Origin of the sequence: Brevibacterium atlanticum (genome assembly GCF_011617245.1) — a bacterium.
Taxonomy (GTDB): domain Bacteria; phylum Actinomycetota; class Actinomycetes; order Actinomycetales; family Brevibacteriaceae; genus Brevibacterium; species Brevibacterium atlanticum.
Genome location: NZ_CP050152.1, coordinates 552,546 through 579,255, shown reverse-complemented (window position 1 = coordinate 579,255; position 26,710 = coordinate 552,546). Strand labels below are relative to the sequence as shown.

21 protein-coding genes are annotated in these 26,710 nt (G+C 66.2%); 9 read left to right on the top strand and 12 right to left on the bottom strand.

Annotation, left to right across the window (positions count from 1 at the left end; genetic code table 11):
• Nucleotides 1-44 precede the first annotated feature (44 nt).
• Complete coding sequence (locus GUY23_RS02550) at nt 45-833, bottom strand: SDR family oxidoreductase (RefSeq protein WP_166969462.1); 789 nt, start codon at nt 831-833, stop codon at nt 45-47.
• Nucleotides 834-969: 136 nt separating this feature from the next.
• Between GUY23_RS02550 and GUY23_RS02545 the strand changes: the two genes are divergently transcribed.
• The 4 genes from GUY23_RS02545 (at nt 970) to fabG (ending at nt 5,293) form a co-directional block, all read left to right on the top strand.
• On the top strand, nt 970-1,791 hold the full coding sequence (locus GUY23_RS02545; RefSeq protein WP_228282673.1) for a phosphotransferase family protein: 822 nt from the start codon (nt 970-972) through the stop codon (nt 1,789-1,791).
• 148 nt (nt 1,792-1,939) lie between these two features.
• On the top strand, nt 1,940-3,127 hold the full coding sequence (locus tag GUY23_RS02540; protein ID WP_166969460.1) for a CaiB/BaiF CoA transferase family protein: 1,188 nt from the start codon (nt 1,940-1,942) through the stop codon (nt 3,125-3,127).
• 88 nt (nt 3,128-3,215) lie between these two features.
• Nucleotides 3,216-4,379, top strand: coding sequence for an acyl-CoA dehydrogenase family protein (locus GUY23_RS02535; protein ID WP_166969458.1), 1,164 nt, complete (start codon nt 3,216-3,218; stop codon nt 4,377-4,379).
• A gap of 92 nt (nt 4,380-4,471) precedes the next feature.
• Complete coding sequence (gene fabG / locus GUY23_RS02530; RefSeq protein WP_166969456.1) at nt 4,472-5,293, top strand: 3-oxoacyl-ACP reductase FabG; 822 nt, start codon at nt 4,472-4,474, stop codon at nt 5,291-5,293.
• 164 nt (nt 5,294-5,457) lie between these two features.
• On the opposite strand, the gene GUY23_RS02525 is transcribed toward fabG, so the two are convergent.
• Both GUY23_RS02525 and GUY23_RS02520 read right to left on the bottom strand, forming a co-directional pair.
• Nucleotides 5,458-6,774 carry an acyltransferase family protein gene (locus tag GUY23_RS02525; RefSeq protein WP_166969454.1) on the bottom strand — a complete coding sequence of 439 codons (1,317 nt, stop codon included), beginning with the start codon at nt 6,772-6,774 and terminating at the stop codon, nt 5,458-5,460.
• 97 nt (nt 6,775-6,871) lie between these two features.
• Complete coding sequence (locus tag GUY23_RS02520; protein WP_166969453.1) at nt 6,872-8,716, bottom strand: amidohydrolase; 1,845 nt, start codon at nt 8,714-8,716, stop codon at nt 6,872-6,874.
• A 70-nt stretch (nt 8,717-8,786) separates the two neighbouring features.
• On the opposite strand from GUY23_RS02520, the gene GUY23_RS02515 reads away from it, so the two are divergent.
• Nucleotides 8,787-9,296, top strand: coding sequence for a hypothetical protein (locus tag GUY23_RS02515; RefSeq protein WP_166969451.1), 510 nt, complete (start codon nt 8,787-8,789; stop codon nt 9,294-9,296).
• A gap of 47 nt (nt 9,297-9,343) precedes the next feature.
• Here GUY23_RS02515 and GUY23_RS02510 read toward each other — a convergent pair whose 3' ends face one another.
• Nucleotides 9,344-10,306, bottom strand: coding sequence for an inositol monophosphatase family protein (locus tag GUY23_RS02510; RefSeq protein ID WP_166969449.1), 963 nt, complete (start codon nt 10,304-10,306; stop codon nt 9,344-9,346).
• A 500-nt stretch (nt 10,307-10,806) separates the two neighbouring features.
• Nucleotides 10,807-10,950 (bottom strand): hypothetical protein, encoded by a 144-nt coding sequence (locus GUY23_RS02505; RefSeq protein WP_166969447.1) that lies wholly within the window; start codon nt 10,948-10,950, stop codon nt 10,807-10,809.
• A gap of 374 nt (nt 10,951-11,324) precedes the next feature.
• Here GUY23_RS02505 and GUY23_RS02500 point away from each other — a divergent pair, with 374 nt between their 5' ends.
• Nucleotides 11,325-14,402: an FAD-binding and (Fe-S)-binding domain-containing protein gene (locus GUY23_RS02500; RefSeq protein WP_228282672.1), complete on the top strand. Its 3,078-nt coding sequence runs from the start codon at nt 11,325-11,327 to the stop codon at nt 14,400-14,402.
• A gap of 135 nt (nt 14,403-14,537) precedes the next feature.
• Here GUY23_RS02500 and GUY23_RS02495 read toward each other — a convergent pair whose 3' ends face one another.
• Complete coding sequence (locus tag GUY23_RS02495; protein WP_166969445.1) at nt 14,538-14,927, bottom strand: universal stress protein; 390 nt, start codon at nt 14,925-14,927, stop codon at nt 14,538-14,540.
• Nucleotides 14,928-15,086: 159 nt separating this feature from the next.
• Nucleotides 15,087-16,076, bottom strand: coding sequence for a GlxA family transcriptional regulator (locus tag GUY23_RS02490; RefSeq protein ID WP_166969443.1), 990 nt, complete (start codon nt 16,074-16,076; stop codon nt 15,087-15,089).
• A 69-nt stretch (nt 16,077-16,145) separates the two neighbouring features.
• Here GUY23_RS02490 and GUY23_RS02485 point away from each other — a divergent pair, with 69 nt between their 5' ends.
• Entirely contained in the window at nt 16,146-16,754 is a 609-nt protein-coding gene (locus tag GUY23_RS02485; protein WP_166969441.1) for a cysteine hydrolase family protein, read from the top strand.
• A 24-nt stretch (nt 16,755-16,778) separates the two neighbouring features.
• Here GUY23_RS02485 and GUY23_RS02480 read toward each other — a convergent pair whose 3' ends face one another.
• Entirely contained in the window at nt 16,779-17,834 is a 1,056-nt protein-coding gene (locus GUY23_RS02480) for a helix-turn-helix transcriptional regulator (protein WP_166969439.1), read from the bottom strand.
• Nucleotides 17,835-18,034: 200 nt separating this feature from the next.
• Here GUY23_RS02480 and GUY23_RS02475 point away from each other — a divergent pair, with 200 nt between their 5' ends.
• Complete coding sequence (locus tag GUY23_RS02475) at nt 18,035-18,640, top strand: mycothiol transferase (RefSeq protein ID WP_166969437.1); 606 nt, start codon at nt 18,035-18,037, stop codon at nt 18,638-18,640.
• Nucleotides 18,641-18,729: 89 nt separating this feature from the next.
• Here the strand turns inward: GUY23_RS02475 and GUY23_RS02470 are convergent, their stop codons facing one another.
• From GUY23_RS02470 to aceA, 3 genes are all read right to left on the bottom strand, one after another.
• Entirely contained in the window at nt 18,730-19,797 is a 1,068-nt protein-coding gene (locus tag GUY23_RS02470; protein ID WP_166969435.1) for an IS110 family RNA-guided transposase, read from the bottom strand.
• 313 nt (nt 19,798-20,110) lie between these two features.
• On the bottom strand, nt 20,111-21,721 hold the full coding sequence (aceB, locus tag GUY23_RS02465) for a malate synthase A (RefSeq protein ID WP_166969433.1): 1,611 nt from the start codon (nt 21,719-21,721) through the stop codon (nt 20,111-20,113).
• Nucleotides 21,722-21,992: 271 nt separating this feature from the next.
• Nucleotides 21,993-23,303 carry an isocitrate lyase gene (gene aceA / locus GUY23_RS02460; protein WP_166969431.1) on the bottom strand — a complete coding sequence of 437 codons (1,311 nt, stop codon included), beginning with the start codon at nt 23,301-23,303 and terminating at the stop codon, nt 21,993-21,995.
• Nucleotides 23,304-23,484: 181 nt separating this feature from the next.
• On the opposite strand from aceA, the gene GUY23_RS02455 reads away from it, so the two are divergent.
• Nucleotides 23,485-24,936: an XRE family transcriptional regulator gene (locus tag GUY23_RS02455; RefSeq protein WP_228282671.1), complete on the top strand. Its 1,452-nt coding sequence runs from the start codon at nt 23,485-23,487 to the stop codon at nt 24,934-24,936.
• A gap of 60 nt (nt 24,937-24,996) precedes the next feature.
• Here the strand turns inward: GUY23_RS02455 and GUY23_RS02450 are convergent, their stop codons facing one another.
• Nucleotides 24,997-26,691, bottom strand: a complete 1,695-nt coding sequence (locus GUY23_RS02450; protein ID WP_228282670.1) for an FAD-dependent oxidoreductase — start codon at nt 26,689-26,691, stop codon at nt 24,997-24,999.
• Nucleotides 26,692-26,710: the final 19 nt, after the last annotated feature.

Here is a 26,710-nt window from a genome sequence, read left to right as displayed (position 1 = left end):
CTAGTCAAAGCTCACACGGCGGCCAAACAGCCTGTTCGGGGCGCTCAGGCGCTGCCGCCGGCGGTGATGACGCCGCCGTCGGCGGTGAGCACCTGGGCGGTGATCCATTCGGCGTCCGCTGAGGCGAGGTAGGCGACGGCTCCGGCGATGTCTTCCGGGGTGCCGAGGCGACCCGCGGGGTAGGTGGCGGCGACCTCGGCCTCGCGGCCTTCATAGAGGGCGGTGGCGAAGTCGGTCTTGACCACGGCCGGAGCGACGGCGTTGACGCGGATGTCAGGGCCGAGCTCGACTGCCAGGGACCGCGTGAGGTGCGAGACCGCAGCCTTCGAGATGCCGTAGAAGCTGATGCCCGGACTGGGAACCTGCCCGGCGACGGAGGAGATGGACACGACCCGGCCCTTGTTATCGCGGAAGTTCAGGCGCTCGTGATGGACGGCTTCCTGGATCCAGGCGAGCGTGCCGATGACGTTGACGTCGAGGATCTTCCGCGCGGCGTCGAGGTCGATGTCGATGAGCGGCCCGTAGACGGGGTTGATGCCGACATTCGTGACGAGCACGTCGAGGCGGCCGAACTTCTCCGCGATCGTGTCAAAGACCTCCGCCCGGTGGGCGGGGTCATCGGACTTGCCGGCGATGCCGAGCGCGGTGCCGTCGGGGAACTGTGCGACCGCCTCGGCGAGGGCCCCTGCCTTGCGGGCGGTGAGGATGACAGTGGCGCCTTCGGCGTTGAGCCGCTGGGCGATGCCGAGACCGATGCCGCGGCTGGCACCGGTGATGAGGGCGACCTGACCGGCGAAGCGCTGTCCGGACTGCGGGGCGGTGGGCTCTGACATGCGTGAACTCCAGTGTTCTGTCGGTGACGGAGGACTCTGATCGAGATTGATCGTTCGTTCAGTATCTGGATTCATCGTAGCCACGGCGAGCGCCCGATGACAAGGAGGCCGAGGAGCCGGACGATACGATGCCCCTATGTCGACCGCGCAGCAGCACGCACTCAGATCAGCCTCGGTGCTGTTAGGTCGTGAGCTGCGATTGGTGGGGGTCTTCACCGCGGGTCAGCATGCGACGACGCTACTCGCCTCGGACGGGGAGGATGAGTTCGTCGTCCGCTCCTTTCCTGCCGGTGACGACACCGCGTCGAAGGAGCCCGAGGTTCTGCGGCGGCTGAGCACGCTCGGCAAGCAGGCGCCGCGGCTCATCGCCCATCGGGCCGATCTCGACGATCCGCTCATCATCACGACCAAAGTCCCCGGCTCCACCCCGGAACCGGCGCTTCCCGCCTCGACGATCGCGCGCGAAATGGCGAGAGCGCTCGTGCGTATCCACGATCTCGACGGAGCCGGTCTGCCACGGACACCGACTGCCCCACCCGTCGGCGACTCCCCCATCGCGCACCGCGTCCGCGCCGGTTTCTCTCATCTGATCCGAGGCGAGCGCGTCCTCAGCCACGGCGACTTCTGGTGCGGCAATGCCCTCTGGTCAGGCGAGCGGCTCACCGGTGTCGTCGACTGGACCGGAGCCTCACATGCACCCCGCGGTCGCGACCTCTCATGGTGCCGCCAGGATCTCGTCCTGCTCGGCTCCCCCGATGCCGCCGCCGAGTTCCTCGACGAATACGAGTCCCTGCTCGGTCGCCGGATCACCGACATCCACGCCTGGGATCTGCATGCGGCAGCGAGTGCGATCGACCGCGTCGAGACCTGGCTGCCGAACTATCTCGGCATCGGTCGGGCGGAGATGACGGCCGATCTGCTGCGGCGCCGCCTCGATGAGTGGAATGCGACGCTCTGAGGAGGCCCGGGAGATGCCGGTGCGGCCATGGGCGTCTGTCGCCGACAGAGATTCATGAATCAAGAAGCAATAATAATCTTCAATTATGACTGATCAAGCGTTAAAGTGGAACGAGCCGCTGACCCGCTCAAGAATGGACCGCCCGACGATGACCGACTCCGATGACCTCCTCACCCGCAACGGCTCCGGCCCGCTGTCCGGCCAGGTGGTCGTCGACTTCTCCCGTGTCCTTGCCGGCCCCTATGCGACGATGATGCTCGCCGACCTCGGCGCCACCGTCATCAAGGTCGAGGGCCCGAAGGGCGATGACACGAGGCACTGGAGTCCCCCGGTCCGTGATGACGATTCCACCTACTACCTGTCGATCAACCGCAACAAGTACGACATCGTCCTCGACTTCGCCGACGCCGAGGACCTCGCCGCCGCCCAGGCTCTCGCCGCCCGTGCGGACATCATCGTCGAGAACTTCAAACCCGGCGGACTGAAGAAGTTCGGCCTCGACTACGAGTCCGTCTCCGCCGCCAACCCCGAGGTCGTCTACGCCTCGATCACCGGATTCGGTGCGGACAATCCGCTGCCCGGCTACGACCTCCTCGTCCAGGCGATGTCCGGTTTCATGTCGATCACCGGCAGCCCCGACGGCTCGCCCTACCGGGCCGGCGTCGCGGTCTTCGACGTCATCACCGGGCTGCACACGACGATCGGCATCCTCGCCGCCGTCCAACACAGGACGGTGACCGGAGAGGGCCAGCTCGTCGAGACGAACCTCATGTCCTCGGCGATGTCGGGCCTGGCCAACCAGACGGCGGCGTACGCCGCCGCCAGGGTGACCCCGACCCGAATGGGCAACGCCCACCCCAGCCTCTACCCGTACCAGCCGATGGAGACGAAGGATGGCAAGATCATCATCGCCGCCGCCAATGACGGTCAGTTCGCTGCCTTGGCCAAGGCGCTCGGCCGACCCGACTGGTGTGAGGACGAACGCTTCGCGAAGGCGAAGACCCGCAACGCCCACCGTGACGAACTCGAACCCGAACTGTTGGAAGCGCTTCAGGCGCACACCGCACAGGAATGGTTCGACAAGCTCACTGCCGTCGGACTGCCCTGCGCCCCGATCAACTCGATCTCCCAGGGAGTCGAACGAGCACGCGATCTCGGCCTCGATCCCATCGTCGAGACAGGACAGGGCGAGCGCGTCATCCCGACCATCCGCAATCCGATCCGCCTGTCGAAGTCCGAGGTCGCCTACGACCTCGCACCGCCCAGCCTCGGCGCCGACTCCGAGATCGTGCGGGCCTGGCTTCGGGGATCCTCCGGTGAACAGACCACGGACTGACCGTCAGCCGCTCCGCCGATAGACCGACCACCGCCAGACCACACCCCGACTCGCACCCACCGACCGATCCCGATGAGGAGAGCACACCATGGACACCACTGAACTCGACGACATCCTCGCTGCCGTCCGCGAATTCGTCCGGGAGAAGGTCGTCCCGCTCGAGACCCAGGTCGAGGACGACGATGCCTTCCCGGAGGCCATCATCAAGGAATCCGCCGAGATGGGACTCTTCGGTTGGGCCCTGCCCGAAGAATATGGCGGGCTCGGCCTCAATGCCGAGCAGGACGCACTGCTGGCCATGGAACTCGGCTACACCACCCCGTCGTTCCGCTCCCTCTTCGGCACGAACAACGGCATCGCCGGCCAGGTCCTCGTCAACTACGGCACGGATGCGCAGAAGTCCGAATGGCTGCCCCGCCTGACCTCCGGCGAGGTTGTCGCCTCCTTCGCGCTCACCGAACCCGAGGCCGGCTCCGACCCCTCGGGGCTGCGGACCAAGGCCGTGCGCGACGGTGACGACTACATCATCAACGGCTCCAAGCGCTTCATCACGAACGCCGAGACCTCGGACGTGCTCATGGTCTTCGCCCGCACGGACCCGAACGCCACCGGGTCGAAGGGGATCTCCGTCTTCCTCGTGCCGACGAAGTCCGACGGCGTGACCGTCGGTCCGCACGATCACAAGATGGGCCAGGCCGGAGCCTGGACCTCGGAGATCTTCTTCGACGACGTCCGCGTGCCGGCCGCCAACCTCATCGGCGGTGAGGAGGAGAAGGGCTTCTACGCGGCCATGGCCTCGCTGAATAAGGGCCGACTCCACATCGCCGCGATCTGTGTGGGCCAGTGCATCCGCATCCTCGACGAATCCGTGAAATTCGCCGCCGAGGCGAAGCAGGGCGGGGAGCCGATCGCCCGGTTCCAGCTCGTCCAGGGGATGCTCGCCGACATCTACACCGACACCGCCGCGGCGAAGTCACTCGTCCTTTCGGCCGCCCAGCGCTGGGACGCGGAGACCGATCGCAAGCTCGGCCCCTCCTCGGCGAAGCTCTTCGCCTCCGAGGCACTCGCCCGCGTCGCCGACAAGGGTGTGCAGATCCAAGGCGGCATGGGGTACATGCGCGAGTCCGCGGTCGAGCGGTTCTACCGCCACGCCCGCCTCTTCCGGATCTACGAAGGCACCTCCGAAGTCCAGCGCGTCGTCGTCGCCAAGCAGCTCCTCAAGGGCGCGCACAAACCCCAGTTCAACCTCTGACCTGCACAAACAGGATTCTGCGCGTGCAATCGCAGCGGATAGCCGCCTCGGCGACGCCCGCGCTTCATCGCCCACGAACGAAAGGAATCACTATGACCGACTCATCCTCTCCCGCAGCGAACTCCGCTGCCGGCATCACCACCAGTGAATTCGGCGGAGTCACCGCCGTCCCCGGCCTCCTGACCGGCAAGGTCGCCGTCGTCACCGGTGCCGCGAAGGGCCTCGGCCTGGCCATGGCTCGCAGCCTCGTCGACTCCGGGGCGAAGGTCGTGCTCGGCGACATGAATGACGAGAGCCTGCAGGCGGCCGTGGCCGAACTCGGCGGTGAAGACGTTGCTGCCGGGGTCGTGTGCAACGTGTCCTCGCTCGAGGCCGTCCAGGAACTCGCCGACACTGCCACGAAGACCTTCGGCGGAGTCGACATCTGGGTCAACAACGCCGGCATCACCCGTGACAAGACGATCCGCAAGATGACCGAGCAGGAGTTCGACGACGTCATCTCCGTCCACCTGCGCGGCACGTGGAACGGGCTCAAGGTCGCCACCGCACTCATGCGCGAGCAGGATCGGGGCGGGTCGATCATCAACGTGTCCTCGATCAGCGGCAAGGTCGGCAACGCCGGCCAGTCGAACTACTCCGCAGCGAAGGCCGGCATCGTCGGCATGACGAAGGCCGTGTGCAAGGAGGTCGCGTTCAAGAACATCCGCGTCAACGCGATCCAGCCCGGCTTCATCAACACCGCGATGACCGCCGCAATGCCGCAGCACGTGATCGATTCGAAGCTTGCCGAGATCCCGCTCGGGCGTCCGGGTGAACCCGAAGAGGTCGCCTCGGTGGTCCTCTTCCTCGCCTCCGGACTCTCGAGCTACCTCACCGGCACCGTCACCGAGATCTCCGGCGGCCGCAACATCTGATCGGGAGCGGCAGACCTCGATTCGGAGGGAGAGGGATGTTGATTTCGGACGATGAAATCAACAGTCCTCTCCCTCCGAATTGCGTTTCCAGACGGATGGCTGTCGACTGAGCGACAGATTCAGTCTCAGGGATGCGTTCGGCGGTTGAGCCACCTCGGCGAGGATCAGCTCTGGGCGCTCGTGCGGCGGCCGGGCAGGCGGACGACGCCGAAGGCGAGCATACCGACCAAGGGCAGCAGCGGCCAGATCCAGGTCACTCCGTCCTCGTTGACCATCCCGGTGTCTGCCATGATCGCCAACCCCGCGCAGATGGCCACCGAGGCGGCGATCGGCATCCACATCGGCGGTGCGGGCCGGTCATCGGAGGCCGGTGATTCGAAACGGCCGAAGACGAAGACGAGCACTCCGGTGATCGCCAGCAGGGCGAGCGCCCACAGCGGACGGGTCAGCCACCAGATCCCGGTCAGCGGGGTCGGCAGCAGGGCATCGGCGCCGAGGCCGATGAAGACGTTGGCCAACGCCGTCAGGGCGGTCAGGTGCCAGAGGAACCAGGTCATGATGCGCTGGTTGACCAGGACGGTGAGGAACCACAGACCGGGACTGCGCAGCAGTCTCGCGAGCGGGCGCTGGAGCATGAGCACGATGCCGGCCTGGGCCATGCCGAGGAAGGCCATGGTTACGCGGGTCGGTGACGAGTTCGAGATGGCGTCAGTGCCGGCGGTGATCATCGAGACCGGGTACGGTCCGAGCCCGACGAGAAGCCCGAGACCGACCGCCCCGATGACGAACAGCAGCAGACAGCGCTTGATGCTCGAGAGTCGTCCGTCGAGCCACGCGTAGCCGAACTGATGGAAGCTGGCCCACACGAGCAGGTAGTTCGGGTAGCCGGCGAGCGTGCTGTCGGTGACGATGCTGATGACATCGACGACTCCGGCCAATCCGATGCCGAGGATGATCGACCACCAGCCCCATCGCTCCCACAGCAGCAGGCAGGGCGGGGCGACGATGACGACGAGCAGATACGCGGCGAGGAACCACGTCGGCACGAGAGCCATCTGCGAGGCCAGCTGCACGGCGGCGGGTGCGGCACCGGCGGCCAGGGCGATGACGCAGGTGACCAACCAGGTCAGCAGCAGCGGGATGAGCGGCAGACCCAGGCGACGCAGACGGGTGCGCAGCCATTCGGCGTAGCCGGTGTTCTTGCGCCTGGCCGACCGCCACGACAGTGCGTTGGAGTAGCCGCCGACGAGGAAGAAGATCGGCATCACCTGGAACACCCAGGTCAGCGGGTGCGTCCACCGGGCCTGGTCGAGCAGCCCGTGCGGGTTGATGCCGCCGGTCGCGCTGACGGCGATGATCGTCCAGTGGCCGAGCACGACGACGGTGATCGCCGCCGCCCGCAGGAAGTCGACCTCGCGGCTGCGCGTGTCCGGGGTGGCCGCATCGACCTTGCGGGCCTGGGCCAGGAACGAACGGGGCATTCTGCGGTTTCCTTCTCGGTCGGTGGCCGGGTCGGGCGGTGCTTCGCGGCCGGTCTCGTCGCATCGTCGCGAACTCGTCGCGTCGGTCTCGCCGGGGTCAGGCGCGGTATTTGATCTCGCCTCCGACGACGGTGAGCGCGACACGGGTGTCGCGGATCGCCTCGGCGTGGGCGAACAGGGCTTCCTCGGAATCGTAACCGAGGAGCCCGTCGGATTCGCCCGCATCACGCCCGGCCGCCTCGGCGCTCAGACCGTCGGCGACGCAGGGGTCCGTATCGACGACGATGAAGTCGGCGTCCATCCCGGACGCCAGGTATCCGCGCCGGTCCTCGAGTCCGGCGGCGAACGCGGGGCCCTGCGTGTGCAGGCGGATGGCTTCGACGGCGGTCAGCCGGCGCCGAGGTTGGAAGGCGGTGCTCGCGTCACCGGAGATATCGGCCCTGGTCATCGCGGCGTAGATCGCGGCGAACGGGTTCGCCGGTTCGACAGGACCATCGGAGCCGAAGACGACGTGCGCTCCGGCGTCGAGCAGGTCGGGCCAGGCGTAGGCGGCCAGCTGTGCGGACTCGTCGATGAGGTGGAGGAGGTGCAGGTCGGAGATGCAGTGCCGTGGCTGCATGGACGCGAGCACCCCGAGCTCGGCGAAGCGGGCGACGTCGGCCGGCTGGATGAATTGGGCGTGTTCGACGCGATGGCGCATGGGGCGTTCGAAGCGTTCCTCTGCGGCGGACGTGATGTCGCACAGCCGTTCGAACACGGCGAGCACATGGTGGTTCGCCTGGTCGCCGATGGCGTGGATGGCCACGGAGATGCCGGCCTCGGTGGCCAGTCTGGCCTGCTCGAAGAGTTCGTCTTCAGTCATCTGCGCGATGCCGAAGTTCTCGGTCTCGCCGTCGGTGTCGGGAAAGGCCGAGGACATGTGCGAGGTGTGCGAGCCGAGTGCCCCGTCGGAGAAGAGTTTGAGCCCGCCGCACTGCAGCCAGTCGTCGCCGTCACCGGTGTGCCAGCCGGTCTCGATCGCCCACGGTACCTCGGGTCCGCGCAGGTAGAGGGTGACGCGCAGGTCCTGCCGGTCGGCCTCCCGCAGGTCGTTCCATCCCAGTGTCGAGGCGATGCCGTCGAAGTCGTGGATGCCGGTCAGCCCCTGCGACAGGAACAGTTCCTGCGTGGTGGCGAGGCGTTCGACCTGTTCCTCCCGGCTGGGTTCGGGGATGAAGCGGGCGACGAGGTCGGTGGCATCCTCGCGCACGAGGCCTGTGAGCTGCCCTGACTCGTCGTGGACGAAGCTGCCGCCAGACGGGTCGGGAGTCTGTGCATCGATGCCGGCGATCTCAAGGGCATGGGCGTTGGTCCACAGGGTGTGCAGGTCGAGTGACCACATGGCCACGGGATGGTCGGGCACCTCGGCGTCGAGGAGCTTCCGGTCCGGGTAGCTCGGGTCCTCCCACTTGTTGAGGTCCCAGCCGGAGCCGACGACCCAGGTGCCCACGGGGAGACCGTCGGCGCGTTCGCGGATGGCCGCGACCGCCTCGGCGAGGGATCTCGTCTGGGACAGATCGAGGTCGGTGAGCGAATCGGCGTAGGCGATCGAATGCATGTGCCCGTCGACGAAGCCGGGGAGGATGACCTGCCCGCCGCAGTCGATCTCGTCGATCTCGAGGCCGGGAATGACCGCAGTCGCACCGACCCCACCCGCCGAGGCGAGCGCCGCCGTCGTCGATGATTCCGCGGCGGCGATGTCGAGCAGTTCGGCCCGGGTGCCGACGGCGACGATGGTCTCCCCGTCGACGAGGATGGCATCGGGCGGTGTGTCGATGTTGCCCGTGTCGATGCCGCCGGGGTGGGGCTCGGAATCCGTGGTGGTGGCCGCCTCGTCGATGGGCGTGCCGGGGGCAGATGTGGGTGCGAAGGTGCGCACGACGGCGTTGGAGAACAGACGCATGGGCACCAGTCTAAAGGCCGCCTCCGCTCGCCCGCGGGCACCCCATTCTACCGCTAGTAGAATGCGAAACATGGCCAATATCTTCAGCACTCAGGACACCCGTCTGGCGGCGGGAGCGCGCATCCTCCTGCCGGCTGTGTGGCTCGGTCTCATCATCGGGATCTCGCTCATCGAGGCCCCGCTGAAGTTCACGGCTCCGGGCATCACGATCCCGCTCGGACTGGGCATCGGCCGACTGGTGTTCGCAGCGATGAACTGGGTCGAGCTGGTCATCGCAGTGATCCTGCTGTGGGCGCTGCTGAAGTCCGGGGTCGACCGCGCCTATCGGAGCGTGGCCAGCGGGCTCATCGGCGTGCTCATCATCAAGGTTCTCGTCATCCGCCCCCTGCTCAATCGGCGCACCGATGCCGTGCTCGCGGGCGTCGACGAAGGCGGCTCGGCCCTGCACCTGTTCTACATCGCCGCCGACGGTCTGCTCATCGTCGGCCTCATCGCCGCACTCATCCTCGCCGTCCGCCGCTGGGTGACGGTCCGGCCTGCCGTGGGGAGCGCCGCCGCGGGTGACCGGGTCAGCGGGTGACTGAAACGAAGTGTGACTGAGACGAAGGGCAGCTGAGCGGACCCGATTCAGATGGCGCCCACGAGCCGGTCGACCTCGTCCCGAGTATCGGCAGCCGCGGTCGGCCCGCCCGCTCCCCCGCGGCTGACATGGAGTCCGGCCTCTTCGACGATGACCGCCCCGCCGGCGTAGTCGTAGATTCCCAGGCCCCGTTCGGCATAGGAATTCACACGCCCCTCGGCGACCATGCACAAGTCGATCGCGGCCGACCCGCAGCGCCGCAGATCGTCATAGCCCTGCATGAGGTTCTCGAGCTTGGCCAGCTGCGGGCCGCGGTTGTCTCCGGTGTAGGCCAACCCTGTGGCGAGCAGCCGGCCCGAGAGTCCGGCCGGGGTGCCGCGCAGCCGCTGCGCAGGGATGCCCGCCGACGCCTCGAAGTGGTCGGCGAGTCTGCCGGAGACCCGGTAGGCGCCGAGGTGCTCGGCAGCCAGCCAGGTGACGTCGAGTCCGGGTGAGGCGACGAGCCCCGCGAGCCACCGGCCGAGCCCGAGACCTCGATCCGACTCCGAACTCTCGCAGACACCGACGGAGAAGGCGTGGTACTCGATGCCGCGGACGAAATTGACGGTCCCGTCGATGGGGTCGACGTGCCATTCGAGCGCGGGTCCGCCGTCGCTGAGGTCGGCAAGGGCTGATCCTGCTGCGTCGTAGGCGTGGAGGCGACCGAGGAATCCGGCGGAGAAGAACTCGACCGGGTCGAGCGCGGGCGAACCCTCTTCGCCGACCATGAGGTCGCCGGGACGAACCTGCGCGAGATAGCCGCGGACCAGCGCTTCGATCTGCGCATCAGCCTCGGTGACGAGGTCATTGGGCGAGGTCTTCGTGTCGACGACCCGGGCATCGAGGCTGGTACCGAGCAGCGGCCGATAGCCCTGCATCTGTTCCCACGCCATCAGAGAGAGGTCGGCGGCGATGCGGATGAGGGGGCGGTCGGCGATCTCGGCAGGCAGGGTGTCGGACTCAGTTCGCATACCGCCACTCTAGACAATGAGTCGGGCGCACTGCCGCCCTGTCCACCGCCTGCCCCTGTAACAAGACTGCAATACAGAACCGAGTATGTACTTCTTGTATCTAAGCCGCGCACGCGCGGATTCGAGGTCCGCGGATTCGGCATTCTCGACCTCGCCGGAACGCGTCTGCGGAATCCGCTCTCGAGCACCCGAGCCGAAGATTTCAGCCCGTCGAACCCAGCTCTTTGAGCGCCGATTTTCGTGCATGAATCACGCGGTCGTTTCGGCAGAGCAGCTTCCCTGCCGAACCATTTTCGACACAATAAGATTCCTTGTTGCCCAGATCACGGCTGTTCATCCACCCTGTGAGCATGAAACAGTCACGAGAAGCTCACGGAACGCACCAGGGCGGTGACCCATGACGTCCATGGATCACCGCCCTGGTGCAAGCGCGGGAAAGGTGAGCGCTCGGTGAGGCGACCGGAGCCGTGTCGGCCCCGTCATTCAGCGGTTCAGCCGGTTCAGGCGACTCCCGCCTTCGGTCCGCTGCGCTTGACCGGACCGTGTCGGCGCACGATCTCCTGCACTGCCTGCGAAGAGGTGCCGGCCGCCTCGGCGATGGCACCGAAGGTCGCACCCTCCTCCCGGGCACGCAGAATGGCCATCACATAGTCCGTGTTGATTTTCGAGCGTTGCCGAGCAACCTTTCGAACGACACCGACTAAAGCCGTCTGATCCACTGTCAATTCACGAGCTCGACGCGACATGGTTTCTTCCCCTGCATTCATACTGTGGCCCGTTGCCACGAATTGGTGTAGTCCCATTAGATACCACGAATATGTCAATACACCAAGAATTCCCGGATATTGGAATCAACGCCAGATAGCGGCACCGCTCTGAGCACCTAATATAACGAAATGATAACGCCTAGGACGTTGTATCGTGGACACGCGCCCCCCGCGCCGCACTGTGAGCTGCCGCATACTCCCGGGGTGAGATGAGTCGATGTTCCGACAACCCAAGTGGCACAATGCGAAGCATGACGACTATGGCCCATCCCACCGGGGCGAATCGGGCGACCATCGACGAAGACGAGTCCTCGACGTCGCTGCCTGCTGCCCTCGACGCCGAATTCCGTGCCGCGGGCATCGACGATTTCAGCATCGAGAAGACGGACAGAGCCGCCTACTCCTCCGACGCCTCCCTCTTCCGACTCGTCCCCGCCGCCATCGTCTTCCCCCGCAATGAGGGCGATGTGCGGGCCACCCTGGGGATCGCGCGCCGTCGCGGGGTCCCGATCACCAGCCGTGGGGCCGGCACCTCGATCGCCGGCAATGCGATCGGACGCGGCATCATCCTCGACTTCTCCCGCCATATGAATGCCGTGCTCGATCTCGACCCGGACGAGCAGTCGGCGTGGGTGCAGGCCGGCTGCGTCCACGCCCACCTGCAGAAACAGGCGAAACCGCACGGGCTGCGGTTCGGCCCCGACCCGTCGACCCATACTCGATGCACGATCGGCGGGATGGTCGGCAACAATGCGTGCGGGCCACGGGCGCTGGGCTACGGGCGGACCGGGGACAACATCCTCGCACTCACGGTCATGCTCATCGACGGCACCGTCGTCACCCTCGACGACTCGGACGCGTCCGCGATCTTCCCCCGCCTGCACGAACTGGTGGCAGGGAACCTCGGCACCATCCGCACGAACTTCGGCACCTTCTCCCGCCAGGTCTCCGGCTACGGACTCGAGTCCCTCCTGCCGGAGAACGGCTTCGACGTCCGCCGCGCTTTCGCCGGCACCGAAGGCACCTGGGGCATCGTCCTGGCCGCGAAGATGCGCCTGGTCAAGGATCCGAGCCACACATCGGCGGTCGTGCTCGGCTATGAGGATATGGTCGCCGCCGCTCACGATGCCCCGCTGCTGAAGGACTTCCCCGTCGCCGCCTGTGAGGGCCTCGATTCGCGGATGCTCGCCCGGGTCATCGAGACCAAGGGCGCCGAGGCGGTTCCCACGCTGCCCGAGGGTGCCGGCTGGCTCGTCGTCGAACTCACCGGGGAGGACGAAGCGGCACTGACGCAGGAGACGCAGCGCCTCATCACCGAATCGCAGTCCCTGGACTCCGCCGTCCTCGATGCCGCGGCCGCCGCCGAGGTGTGGGCGATCCGCGCCGACGGCGCGGGCCTGGTCTCGCGCACCCCGGACGGACGGGACGCTCACGCGGGGTGGGAGGATTCGGCGGTTCCGGTCGACCACCTCGGCGATTATCTGCACGACCTCATGGACCTCCTCGACGAGCACGGACTGTGGGGGATTCCGTACGGGCACTTCGGTGACGGCTGTCTGCACATGCGCGTCGACTTTCCGCTCGAGGATCCGGACGGGCCCCAGATCATGCGCGATTTCATGGTCGCGGCCACCAAGCTCGTGGCCCGCTACGGCGGGTCTGTCTCCGGTGAACACGGAGACGGTCGCGCCCGGTCGGAGCTGCTGCGTCTCATGTATACCCCTGCCGCGCTCGATCTGTTCTCCCAGGTCAAGGCGCTCTTCGATCCTCAGCATCTGCTCAATCCCGGGGTCATCGTCGATCCGGACGCACTCAACGAATCGATCCGTCTGACCGAGTTGCCGTTGCGGCAGGAGCTGCCCGGTGGACTGGCGATGGCGTATGAGGGCGAATCGGCGGGCTTCGCCTCGGCGGTGCATCGGTGCACCGGTGTCGGCAAATGCCGCGCGGATTCGGCGGCCGGCGGCGGGACGATGTGCCCGTCCTACCAGGCCACGCGCGATGAACGGCATTCGACCAGGGGGCGTGCCCGGGTCCTGCAGGAGATGGTGTCTGGGGATCTGCTCGAATCCCGGTGGGATTCGCCCGAGGTCGCCGAGGCCCTCGATCTGTGCCTGTCGTGCAAGGCCTGCGGCACCGAGTGTCCGACGGGCACGGACATGTCCACGTACAAGGCCGAGGTGCTCCACCAGTCCTACAAGGGGCGGCTGCGGCCGATGAAGCATTACTCGCTCGGGTTCCTTCCGCAGCTCGCGCGCCTGGTCACACCGGTGGCGCCGGTGCTCAACCGGGTATCGGGGCTGCCGGGACTGTCGACGGTGGCGAAGCGGATCTCGGGCATCGATGTCCGCCGGTCGATCCCGCAGTTCGCGTCGACGACGTTCCGGAAGTGGTGGCAGGGTGCGGGTGCGGATGGCCGCACCGGCGCCGAGGCGGTCGCGCGGTCAGGTGCGGGGGCCCGGTCGGACGCGGACGCCCGGCCTGCGGGATCGTCGCAGACCGCCGAGGTGGTGCTGTTCGCCGATTCATGGTCGAACCACTTCGCCCCGCGCATCCTCGCGGCGGCCGTGGCCGTGCTCGAGCGGGCGGGGGTGAGCGTGCAGGTGATCGACCAGACGGTCTGCTGTGGTCTGCCGCTCATCTCGACCGGTCAGCTCGATGCCGCCCGTGCGAATCTGTCGCAGACGATCGATGCCCTCGATGCCACTGGGGAGGTGCCGATCATCGGCGTCGAGCCCTCCTGCCTGGCCACACTCAAGGACGATTCACGCAAACTCGTCGCCGATGAGGCGTCGAACCGGGTGGCGGCTCGCGTGCAGACCTTGGCCCAGTATCTGCTGAGCATCGGCGCGGAACTGCCGGATCTCTCCGACGTCGAGGCGCTCGTTCAGCCGCACTGCCACCAGTCGGCGATCTTCGGCACCGCGGCGGACAAGGAGCTGCTGGCCAGGGCTGGGGCGAGCAGTCGGTTCCTCGGCGGGTGCTGCGGCCTGGCTGGAAACTTCGGCGTCGAGGAGGGCCACTATGAGACCTCGGTCGCCGTTGCCGAGGTGGCCTTGCTGCCCGCGCTGCGGGAGCGGGGTGTGCGGGCCGGCGAGCAAGTCGGGTCTTCCCCTGCCCTCGCCGGTCGCGTTGCGACGGGGAACGACAGGGAGCCGGTTCAGACCGGTGGCGCTGTCGGGTCTGTCCGCGAACCCGAGTCGCGGATGCCAGTCGTACTCGCCGACGGCTATTCGTGCCGGACGCAGATCACGGATCTCAGCGACGCCGATGGCGTGTCGCTGGCCGAGCTGCTGGCGTGGGGGTGGGGGCTGGAACCGCGCCGCTGATGTCACCGGCGGGACCGCCTCGGCGGGCGATTTCACTCCAGTAGGGCGACGAACCCTCACAACTTCGCGTCGACTCCTGGATGCGAGGCGATCGGGCCCTCAAGCCGAGGTGGTCGGCCTCTGGCGGAGAGGCGATCAGGCCTTTGCGGTCAGCACCGGAACCTCGGCCTCGAGGAGGATGCGTTGGGCCTGCGAGCCGAGGATGAACTTGCCGATCGCCGAGCGTTTGCGCAGTCCGATGACGATGAGCTGGGCCCGGTATTCGACGGCGAGGTCGTTGAGGGTGCCGGGCAGGTCGTCCTCGTGGTCGGGCTGGAGCACCTCGACATCGACGTCGGATTCCTTGCCGAGGTCGACGATCCGTTTGATCTCGTCGGGACCGATCTCGGTCGGGGTTCCGCTGGCACCACGGCGTTGTGAGTTGATCACGACGGCAGCGCTCGACCGCAGTTTGGCCTCCGCGAATCCCGCACGCAGAGCGGCCTCACCCTCGGGAGCGGGCAGGTAGCCAATGAGAATCGTCATGGCCCCCAGTATATGGACTCACCCAGAAATCATTCATTCGGGTCTCACCAACCCGTCACCTCCCCTCCTTATTACTACCCGACGGCGGCCCAGCAACCTCGCGCCACGTTGCTGGGCCGCCGTCAGGTAGTGCGGGAGGGAATGGGGTTGGGTGGGGAGTCAGACTGCCGGGGCGAAGCGCGCGCGATAGTCCCGCGGACTGAGCCCGAACCGAGAGGCGAAGTGCTTGCGCAGATTGTCCTGTGTTCCCATGCCCGAATCGGCCGCGACGATCTCGATCGGCGCCGAGGTGGACTCGAGCAGCAGTCTGGCCACGTCGAGCCGCAGACCGATCAGCCAGTCGTGCGGGCTGGTGCCCAGCAGCGATGCGAACGTCCGATAGCAGGTGCGCTTCGAAAGCCCGAGTTCCGTGGCGAACCGCGCCACAGACCAGTCCTCATACGGCTTCGACCTCACGCGGTCTTCGAGCAGGCGGAAGTCCTCGGCTGCGCTGCTCTCGACTTCATGGTCGATGAACTGTGCTTGGTTACCCGACCGGCGCAGCGGAATCACCATCGACCGTGCGACGGCACCGGCAACAGTCGCCCCGAAGACCGACTCCACGAGGTGGATCAGCAGGTCCGCCCCGGCACTGACCCCGGCCGAGGTCCAGACACCGTCACCGCCGACGAAGATCTCGTCAGCGGCTACGTCGACCGTAGGGAACCGTTCACCCAGCGCCGAGGCGAATCTCCAGTGCGTCGTGGCTCGTCGACCATCGAGCAGTCCCGCCTCGGCGAGCGCAAACGCGCCCGTGCACAGGCCTGCGACGATCGCTCCGCCTTCGTGGGCTCGCCGGATCCATGCGAGTTCCTCCTCATCGAGGCGGCCCAATCTCCTGTCCGACCCGGGAACGATGAGGAGATCCGGGACATCGGCAAAACCGGTGAGTTCGACTGTTGCGCCCGAGTCGCAGGACACCCGTGGCTGCGATCCGACCAGGCGCACATCATGGCGCGGCAGTCCGCGATCGCTGCGGTCGGAGAACACCTCGAGCGCCGTCGCGAGGTCGTACATCCGCGCCTGCTCGAACACGAGGATGTCGACGCGCAGTCCCGCCCTTCCCGTGCCTTGGTTTGAGCCCGTGGCAGAATCGGTGACAGCATCCATGGCATCATCCTATCGAATAGTGTCATTCGTGCCGACGATTTCCAGGCGGCGAGCGACTTGAATGCAACCATGACTACGAACACCTCGCAGAAGCCACACCCGACCACGGCGCTCATCGTCATCGACATGGAGCAGGGATTCCTCGACCCCAGCTGGGGAGCCCCTCACGATCTCGACGGGTGCCGGACGAACGTGGCCGCACTCATCGCCGACTACACCGCACAGGGGCTTCCGATCGTGCTTGTCCGCCATGACAGCACGCGCCCCCACTCGCCGTTGCGCATCGGCCAGCCCGGAAACGACTTCTTCCCCGAGGTCGCCGCCGCCGTTCCCGATCTGTTGGTGACGAAGACCGTCAACTCCTCATTCCTCGGCACTCCGGACCTTGCCGAGTGGCTGCGCGAACGCGGCATCGATGCGATCGTCCTGGCGGGAATCCAGACGAACATGTGCGTCGAGACCACGGCCCGAATGGGCGGAAACCTCGGGTTCACGGTGACGGTCGCTCTCGACGCGACGACGACCTTCCCGCTCAGCGCGACCGGCAGCACACCGAACTCGCCCTCGCTGAGCGCGGAGCAGCTCATCGAGGCCACTGCGGTCAATCTCTCCGGCGGCGGTTTCGCCGAGGTGACGACGACCGAGTCGCTGCTCTCGCGGCAGGCGCGTTCAGTCTGAGGCTCCGAACGCGGACGGTTCGGTTCACTCGCCGGTGCCCAGCGCCGACTTCCCCGTCTGACCGATGGACCGCGCCCTGTCGGCCAGCGCCGTGAGTTCGGCCAACAGCCCGTCCGGTTCGATGACGTCGAAAGGCGCGGGAGTCATCGTGACCATCACCGCCGCCCATCTCAGATCGTCGACACCGAAGGTGACACGGACACCGTCGGCAGCCTCGGCGACCGTCGCCGCCCTGCTCGGGAACCACCGTCTCGCTTCCTCCACACCCACATCGGTCCGCAGAACCACCGTGTGCCGGTACGCGGCCGAGGTGACGGCGGAACTCACGGCAGCCTCGGCGTCGGGATGATCCCTGGAGGAGAACACGAAAGTCGTGGCGTGGACGCCGCTCATCCGATCGAGCCGGAAGACGCGCCAATCACTGCGCTCAAGGTCCCAGGCGTAGAGGTACCAATGACCGCCCAGGACGACCAGCTGCACAGGCTCGACGCGACGGGCCTGCCCCTGCGGACTGCAGGCCTGCCTCTGCGCACGGGAGCCCTGCCTCTTCTGGTCGGGTGCGCTCGCTTCGTCGGTCGCGGTAGTCTCTGCCCATGACGGCGGGCGTTTCAAATAGTCGAAGGTCGCGACTGTGCGGGCGGCGATGGCCGCTGCGAGGGTGATGACCGAGTCGAGGTCGACTCCGGGGACGTGGCCTTCGGGAACGGAGACCGCGGTGCTGATCCCATCGACTGCCGTGCGCGCCTCCGGAGGGAGCATGCCGCGCAGCTTCTCAGTCGCCGACCCCGCATTCGCGGTGTCCAGCCCCGCACCGCGCAGCAGAGCGAGACCGACGGCGGTGGCCAGCGCCTCCCCTGCCTCGAGCTGCAGAGGCGGAAGCATCGTCCGGGACTCGGCGCGGTAGCCGCCCTCAGTTCCCGGTATGGACCTGATGACGTAGCCGAGCTCGCGCAGCTCGGCGATGTCACGCCTGATGGTCCGGGGTGTGCACTCGAAGTGGACGGCGAGTTCCTGCGCCGAATATGTCCGGCCCGACGCAAACATTCCCAGCAACGACAGCAGCCTCGTCTCTGAATGCATAACGACTCCTTCTCGGTGCCCGGCCTGGTACGACGCGGTGCTCAGTTCGGCGCGCTGCTCGGCTCGATGCAGTGATCGCCTCGACCCCGCAACCATTTCGATGACATCGTGCAATGCGGACACTATATGTCCTCATCGAAGTCAATACTCGAAGACACGAACCGGAACACCGGATCGGACACGGACGATCAGGAGAGATCATGGCCTTCTTCGCACCCAGCGTCACCGACGAGACCGATGCAGCCTTCAGCTTCCTCACCCAACAGTGCACTCAGCTCAGACTCACCGCCCGCGACCTCACCGATGAGCAGTCGGCGAGCACCCCGACGGCCAGTTCGGCCAGCATCAAAGGCCTCATCGCCCATGTCGCTCAGGTGGTCAACGGTTGGCTCAAACAGGTCGAGAACCCCGAGCGCGTGCTTCCCTTCGAGGAATTTCCTGCGATCAATGCCGAACTCGGCCTCGAGGGGATGTTCGACAGTTCCGCCGTGCCCGATCTCGACATCGCCGAGGTGGTGGAGATCTTCGAGCGCGTCATCGCCGGCATCGATGACGTCCGTCAGACCGTCATCGACACGGGTGTCGATCTCGGGGCAGAGAGCGCGACCCCGCCGAATCCGTGGATGCCGCAGGACTTCGTCATGACCGTGCGCTGGATCCTCCTGCATCTCAACACCGAGGTGGCCCGGCATGCCGGTCACGCCGACATCATCCGCGAGTCCATCGACGGTGCGATCGCCTATCAGCTCAACGCCGAGGCCGACGGCGAGCCGTGGCCGCCCGAGGACATGGACGACTGGTCCTGACGCTCTCGCCTCCTCCCAGAACTACCCGACGGCGGCCCAGCAACCTCGCGCGAGGTTGCTGGGCCGCCGTCGGGATCCTTCTATGCTTGTCAAGCGGCCTGCCCAACCACGCTCGTCGCCTCGAGAAGCCGATAAACTCTCCGGGCCACAAACCGCTTGATACACCGGATAGCCTCCTTCTTCGACTTCCCTTCCCCAAGTCGTTTAGCCATGTACGCTCGGGTCTCCTCATCGAAGGACAGCTTCGTGATGGCCACCATGTACAACGCGGAGTTCAACCGGCGGTCCCCGCTGCGGTTGAGTCGGAATCTCACCACATTGCCCGACGATGCTGGGATCGGATTCACCCCCGCCAGCTTCGCGAACGCAGCCTCGGAATGCACCCGTCCTGGATGAGACCACGCCAGATAGAACACGGCGGCAGTGATCGGTCCGATCCCCGGCTGGGCCAGCAGCACAGCGGCAGGACTGTCCTTCACCAGAGCCAGAATCCGTGTGGCGTAATCCTTGATGTCGGCATCGAGTTCGATGACGCGTTTGGCTAACCGGATCGCTTCCCGACGTGCTTCACAACGGGCCACAGGCTCGTTCCGGCCCCGCCATTTCGACACCGTGCGGATCTTGGCGACTGACAGTTTCCGTCGGGCATCGATACCGAGATCGTTCGCCCGCAACAACGCGGTCAGCGCGTTGATGGTGCGGGTCTTCTCCCGCGTCATGGACTCGCGGGCACCCACGAGGATCCGCAGTCCCTGACGCGGCCCATCGGCCTGTCTGGGCACGCGCAGCCGCGACTGCTCCAAGGGCAGGACGGTGGTCGCGATTCTGCGGGCGTCGATCTGGTCATCCTTACCCGTGCTGTGACGGTCGCGGGCACTCATGCTCGCGGCCTCGGCGACCGTATACCCAGCCTCAGCGACGTTCTCGGCCAGGATCGCTCCGTAGGTGCCGATGCCTTCGATCACCCACAGGGTGTCCAGGTGCCCGCCGGTGCGACGCCCGACCCAGTCCAACGCGCGTGCCAGGCCAGTATTCGTGGTCGGGAATTCGCGGGTATCGAGGTGCTCACCGCGGTTGGTGAGTATGGCGTAGACGTGGTTCTTCGCGTGTGTGTCGACGCCGACGACAAACGCGTACAAGTGCGAGATGATAGTCATGACGGTTCGTGATTCTCCCGTGTTAGAGCGGATGATGTCCGACCGTCGAACGGTCGGCTCCGGTCCGGGAGATAGTCACGTCGGAACACTACTGTGATGAGTCACGTTCGGTCAGGAACGGACAACCTTCTGATCAAGTTACCGATGTGGGCCGAGCCGGGGCCGACCGCCCACCGATCATCAGACAGATCCTGACGATGACATCGTCTGAGTCAGCAGTAATTCGAGTCATGATGATCGATGGGACGGTCAGTTCCTACTCTGCCAGCCAGTCCCAGACCAGCCACTATCAATCCTCACAGTAGTAATTGGGTCAGGCGACGTAGAGTTCCGCGTCGGTCTTCGACACCCGGTCGACCAGGTGGTCGTTGTAGGCCGGCATCGTGAGGAACTCGGCGAAGGGCTCGTCGAGCGCTGTGGCGCGGAAGATCTCCACGGCCTCGTCGAAGTGATCGTCGGGGCGACGATCCATCGCAGCCAGCTCCTCACCGAGGTAGCGCTCGACCAGGTGACGGGTCACCTGCTGGCCGTTGTCGAGGGTCACCTCGTGGTGGATCCACTGCCAGATCTGCGAGCGGCAGATCTCCGCGGTCGACACGTCCTCGAGCTGGTTCTCCAGCGCCACGTGACCGTTGCCGCCGAGCCATTCGTTCATGTACCCGATGGCCACGCGGATGTTCACCCGCACACCCTCTTCGGTCACGATCGGCTCGAGGCCGGTGATGTCGAGGATGTTCGCGCTGGTCACCTGCACGTCGGGACGCTTGTTCTCCAGCTGGTTGGGCTTCGAGCCGAGAGCGGCGTCGAACACGGCCAGAGCGGCCGGGACGAGAGCCGGATCGGCGACCCACGTGCCGTCGAAGCCCTGCCAGGCCTCACGAGCCTTGTCCTCACGCATGCGCTCGAACTCGGCGGCCACGAACTCCTTGTCCGGGTGGTCGGCCATGAGGTTCGACATCGTGCCGATCGCATGCGCACCGCGACGGTGGCAGGTGGCGACGAGGCGGTCGGTGAAGGCCTTCATCAGCGGCAGGTCCATCGTCAGTCGCTCCCGGTCGGGCAGCACGTAGTCGGTGGCGTAGCGCAGGTTCTTCACCACGGAGAACAGGTAGTCCCAGCCGGCGGCCTCGAGTCCCGCGCAGTGGTCGCGCAGCTCGTAGAGGATCTCCTCCATCTGGAACACAGCAGTGATCGTCTCGATGTGAGCGGTGGCGCGGATGGTTCCCTGCTCGATGTCGAGCATGTTCTGAGCCTTGACGAAGATCTTGTTCCACAGACGAGCCTCCTGCGAGGACTCGAGCTTCGGCAGGTAGAAGTATGGGCCGGAGCCGTTGCTGATGAGGTGGCGGGCGTTGTGGAAGAAGTAGAGGCCGAAGTCGACGAGGGCACCCCAGGTCGCGAACTCATCGCCGTTGTCATCAACGTAGAGCAGGTGCTTCTCCGGCAGGTGCAGACCGCGCGGACGCAGTCCGATCGTCGGCTGGTTGTCGTTGTTGATTCCCGGCAGCCGGCCGCGGATGGCGCGGAAGAGGTTGACCTGACCGCCGATGATGTTGGCCCAGTTCGGGCTCGTAGCGTCTTCGAGGTCAGCCAGCCACACCTTGGCCTGCGAGTTCAGCGCTGCCACGACTTCGGGTTCGGTGACCGGACCGGTGAGTTCGACGCGGCGGTCCTCGAGTCCGGGAGCGTCCTGCGAGCCGACGACGGTCCAGGACCGGTCGGCGCGGATGCGGGCCGTCTCGGGCTTGAAGCGCGGCAGGGTTCCGCCGTTCATCTCCTCGGCCCGGTTGGCGCGTGCGCGCAGCAGGTCGCTGATGGTGCCGGCGAACTCGTCATGCAGGGTTGCGATGAAGGTCAGAGCAGGCTCCGAGAGGACGGTGCCGAAGCCGGTTTCGAGCGGCGCGTTGATCTTGATGTAAGACATGGGCTTCTCCTCACCCGTCGTAGTGGCTGCCTGGATGGTGCGATGGTGGCGATGGTGGTGGTGCTGTTGGTGGAGGCGCGTGACGCCTGGCGGGGTTGTTCGATCTGTGGTGTGACGGCGCGGACCGGCAATGCAAACCCCGTGAAAACATTGCCGACCCGCGCCGGGTTCGTGGCGGCCGTTGGCCGGTGCCTCCCCCGGGCCCGTGAGCCCGGGTGGGCGGGGCTCCGCGAACCCCGGAAGTCTGCCCGGGGCCAGCGGCCTCATCTGCTCAGCTGAACTGAGCGGTTTCGGTCGATCCGGCCAGAGCGGTGGTCGAGGACTCCGGGTTGAGAGCCGTCGAGACCAGGTCGAAGTAGCCGGTGCCGACCTCGCGCTGGTGGCGGGTCGCGGTGTAGCCGCGGTCCTCGGCAGCGAACTCGCGTTCCTGCAGCTCGACGTAGGCCTTCATCTGCTCGCGGGCGTAGCCGTGGGCGAGATCGAACATCGAGTAGTTCAGGGCGTGGAAGCCGGCCAGGGTGATGAACTGGAACTTGTATCCCATGGCACCGAGCTCGCGCTGGAACTTCGCGATCGTGGCGTCGTCGAGGTGCTTCTTCCAGTTGAACGACGGCGAGCAGTTGTAGGACAGCATCTGGTCCGGGTACTCGGCGTGGATCGCCTCGGCGAACTTCTTCGCAGCTTCGAGGTCCGGAGTCGAGGTCTCCATCCACAGCAGATCCGCGTACGGAGCGTAGGACAGACCGCGGGCGATGCCGGCTTCGAGTCCGTTCGTGATCTTGTAGAAGCCCTCCGAGGTGCGCTCACCGGTGACGAACTTCTGATCGCGCTCGTCGATGTCCGAGGTCATCAGCGTGGCCGCCTCGGCGTCGGTGCGGGCGATGACGAGGCTGGGCACGTTCTCGACGTCGGCTGCGAGGCGAGCCGCGTTGAGCGTGCGGATGTGCTGCGAAGTCGGAACGAGGACTTTACCGCCGAGGTGGCCGCACTTCTTCTCGGATCCGAGCTGATCCTCGAAGTGGACACCGGCAGCGCCGGCGTTGATCATCGAGCGCATGAGCTCGTAGACGTTGATCGAACCGCCGAAACCTGCTTCCGCGTCGGCGACGATCGGAGCGAACCAGTCGTCGACCTGCTTGTTGCCTTCCGAGGTCTCGATCTGGTCGGCGCGCATCAGCGCGTTGTTGATCCGACGCACGACCTGCGGAACCGAGTTGGCCGGGTAGATCGACTGATCGGGGTAGGTCTGTCCGGCGGCGTTCGCGTCCGCGGCGACCTGCCAACCGGAGAGGTAGATGGCGTTGAGGCCGGCCTTGACCTGTTCGACGGCCTGGTTGCCGGTCAGCGCGCCGAGCGCGTTGACGTAGTCGCCGGAGTGGATGTCACCGGCCGTGATCTGGTTCCACAGGCGCTCGGCTCCGTGGCGAGCCAGGGTGTGCTCCTCGATCAGCGAACCGCGCAGTTTGACGACATCCTCGGGCTCGTAGTCACGAGCGATTCCCGACCAGCGGGCGTTGGTGGCCCAGTCGCGGCGGATGGCTTCAGCATCGTGCAAGTTGCTCTGCGTGGTGTTCTCAGTCATTGTCCTTCACTTTCTCGTTCGTTCGGGGTTGTTGATGTATCCAGTCTGGAGGGGCTGCAAGGGGTCCGATAGAGTTTTTTCGGGTGAATAATCTCGATATTTCCGGTTTCAGAAATTTCCGTGTTCTGTCATACTGATTTTCGAACGTGCGAACTGAGGCACAGAAGCGATTGGAGGCACCGTGATCAGCATCGAAGCGGAAGTCGAACCCGAAGGCCAGCAGACCGATCCGTTGAGCATCGGCAGAAGAATCCGATTTTTTCGCAAACAGCGCGGGCTGACCCTCAGCGAGCTGGGGCAGGAAGTGGGGCGTGCGGCCTCGCAGATCTCGACGATCGAGAACGGTAAGCGAGAAACTTCTGTCACGCTCTTGGCCGCGATCGCGAAGGCGCTGAAGACCGATGTCGCCGACCTCATCGACCCCGCTCCGATCGACGAACGTCAGGCGCTCGAGCTCGAAGCCGAACGCAATCAGGCCTCCCCCATGTACTCGTCGCTGGGGCTGCCGCAGGTGCGGATCAAGTCGCTGCCTGCCGATGCCCTCGAGGCGATCGTGGGTCTCCAGCGACAGCTCGGCGAGGTCCTCGAACGCCGTGCCGCGACTCCTGAGGAGGCCAGGCGCGCGAACCGTGAGCTGCGGGATCGGATGAAGGAGAAGAACAACTACTTCGCCGATCTCGAGGCCACTGCCACAGAGTTGCTCGACCTCGTCGGCTACGAATCGGGCACGGTCTCACAGCGACAGACGGCGCTCATCGCGGAGAAGCTCGGGTTCAGCCTCCACTACGTCTCGGACCTGCCGGAATCGACCCGGTCGATCTCGGACACGGAGAACAAGCGCCTCTACCTGCCGAACACGGATGCCGCCTTCGATCCGCGCTCCCATCTGCTCATGAGTCTGGCCCCGCATGTGCTCGGCTACGATTCGCCGAAGGATTTCCACGAGTTCCTCCAACAGCGCGTCGAGGCGAACTATCTGGCCGCGGCGATCCTCCTGCCCGAGCGCTCGGCGGTGCCGATGCTCGTGGAGGAGAAGAAGAAGCGCGTGCTCTCGGTCGAGCACCTGCGCGATATGTTCGGCGTCGGCTACGAGATGGCCGCGCACCGGTTCACGAACCTCGCCACGGAGCACCTGGGTCTGCCCGTGCACTTCATGAAGGTGCACAACTCGGGGACCATCCACAAGGCGTACTCGAACGACGGTCTGCCCTTCCCGACCGACCCGCTCGGTGCGATCGAGGGCCAGTTCGCGTGCAAGCGCTTCACCTCGCGCACAGTCTTCCGCGTCGCCGACCGCTTCAGCCCCTACTACCAGTACACCGACACTCCGCAGGGGTCGTTCTGGTGCACCGCCCGCGTCCTGCCCGGCGGCGACTATGCGATCAGCGTCGGCGTTCCCTTCGCCCATGTCCGCTGGTTCGAGGGCCGCGAATCGACCATCCGCTCACGGTCGGAATGCCCCGACCCGTCGTGCTGCCGGCAGGCGCCGGGGGACCTTGCCGAGAAGTGGGAGGAGAAGTCGCTGCCGTCGGCGCGCATGCACGCCTCCCTGCTGGCCGCGGTCCCTCCGGGAGCAGTGCCCGGCGTCGACGACACCGAGGTCTACGAATTCCTCGAACGTCACTCCGAGTGAGAGAGGCGGTGGATGCCGCTGGCAATCCCCACAGTCGCCGAGGCCGGGTCAGTGCAGCGCTCAGCGACCGGGGGAACTGGTGGGACCGCCCTCCAACGCCCGATCGACGACGGACTCAGCGATGGCCAGCGCCGAGGTGGCTCCCCACTTCGGCACGGCCCTGACGACGGTCAGCCTGCCGCGCCGGGTCACGGTGAGATCGTCGACGAGCTCACCGTCGTCGTTCATCGCCTGCGCCCGGACTCCGCGCGTGCCTGCGTTGACGGTGTCGGCATCGAGTTCGGGGACGATTCTGCGCACCTCGTCGATGAAGGCGGACTTGCTGACCACGGTCTTCACTCCCTTGGCCGCGGTCTTCGCGGTCTGGGCGGCGAACTTCCAGAATCCCTTGAATCGCGCGGTCGAGCCGATGTCGCCGAGGTCGAACCCGCGCCGCGCGTAGGACTCTCGGCCGAGGGCGACGAAGGTATTCGGTCCGATGGTGAGGGAGTGTCCGAGTCCGCGGATGATCGAGGTCTCAGCGAAGGGCGCATTCGGGTCGGGGACGGTGCCGATGATGCCGCGGACCTCTGCTGTGCCTGATGTCGGCCCGGTGCCCGATGTCGACTCGGGGCCGGAGGGCCGCCCGGTTCCCGATGCCTGAGCGGTGTAGTAGTCGCAGGTGAAGGGCACGATGCGCGGCCGCTCATCGAATCCGGCGGCGACTGCGAGACGATCGGCCTGCAGGCCCGCGCAGACGATGACGATGTCGAAGGAACCCAGCACCTCTTCGGCGGGTGCGCCTGCGGCCGCGCCACGCTCGTTCCCCGAGGCGCGATCAGAATCGCGACCCGAGCCGCGCGCGTCCGTACCGTGAGTGTCCGAACCGCGCGACCATGAGCTCGAGAGCCTCTCGGCCCACTCGCCGATCGTCGATTCGGCCTGTCTGAACCAGTCCTGTTCGCCGAAGCGGCTGCGCAGCTCATCGCCGATGCCGATGACCGGTTCCCGACTCTCACTGCCGCGGTAGGTGCGGGGACGGTCATAGACCTGATCATCGATGCCGTCCTCACCAGAGTTGTCCGAACCGCTCGAGCCACCAGCACGACCACCACGATCGGCGTCTCCGGTGTTTCCCTCGTGCGAATCTCCCGCACCACCGGCGTCGTCTTCAGCACCGCGTCCGTCTCGCGCTCCCGGTTCAACCACACGTCCGCGCAGGCGGACCTCGTTGCTCATGGCGTCGAAATCAGTCACCTCGGTGCTCAGTCGGATCGCGCCGCCGGCGGCGCGGACGTCGGCGGCGAGCGCCTCGGTGAGTGCGGCGAAATCGGCGACCGCGGCATGGGGCGCGAACAGTCCGAGCACGCCTCGGGCCGCAGGTTCGACCGTCGCGATCTCGCGGCGGTCGAGCAGCCGGGCACCGGGAACCTCATTGTCCTTGGCTCGGGTGAAGAGCTCTTCGAGCCGCTCGGCCTCATCAGTGTTCTGGGCGACGAGGAGCTGCCCGCATTCGCGGTAGGGCACTCCGTTCTCGGCCATATAGGGCACGAGCCTCTCCACGCCTCGGCGGGCGAGCTCTGCCGCCTCGGAGCCGGGGATCTGCTCGAGCCCGGAATCGACGATGCCGGAGGTGTGACCGCTCTGATGGGCGGCGACGCCATCGGCCTTGTCGAAGACCGTGACCTCGGCGTCGGGAAGTCGCTGGGTGATCTCGCGGGCGGCGGTGAGACCGAGGAGTCCGGCACCGACGACGGCCACTCGTGAAATACTCATACAGCAATCTTGGCACCGT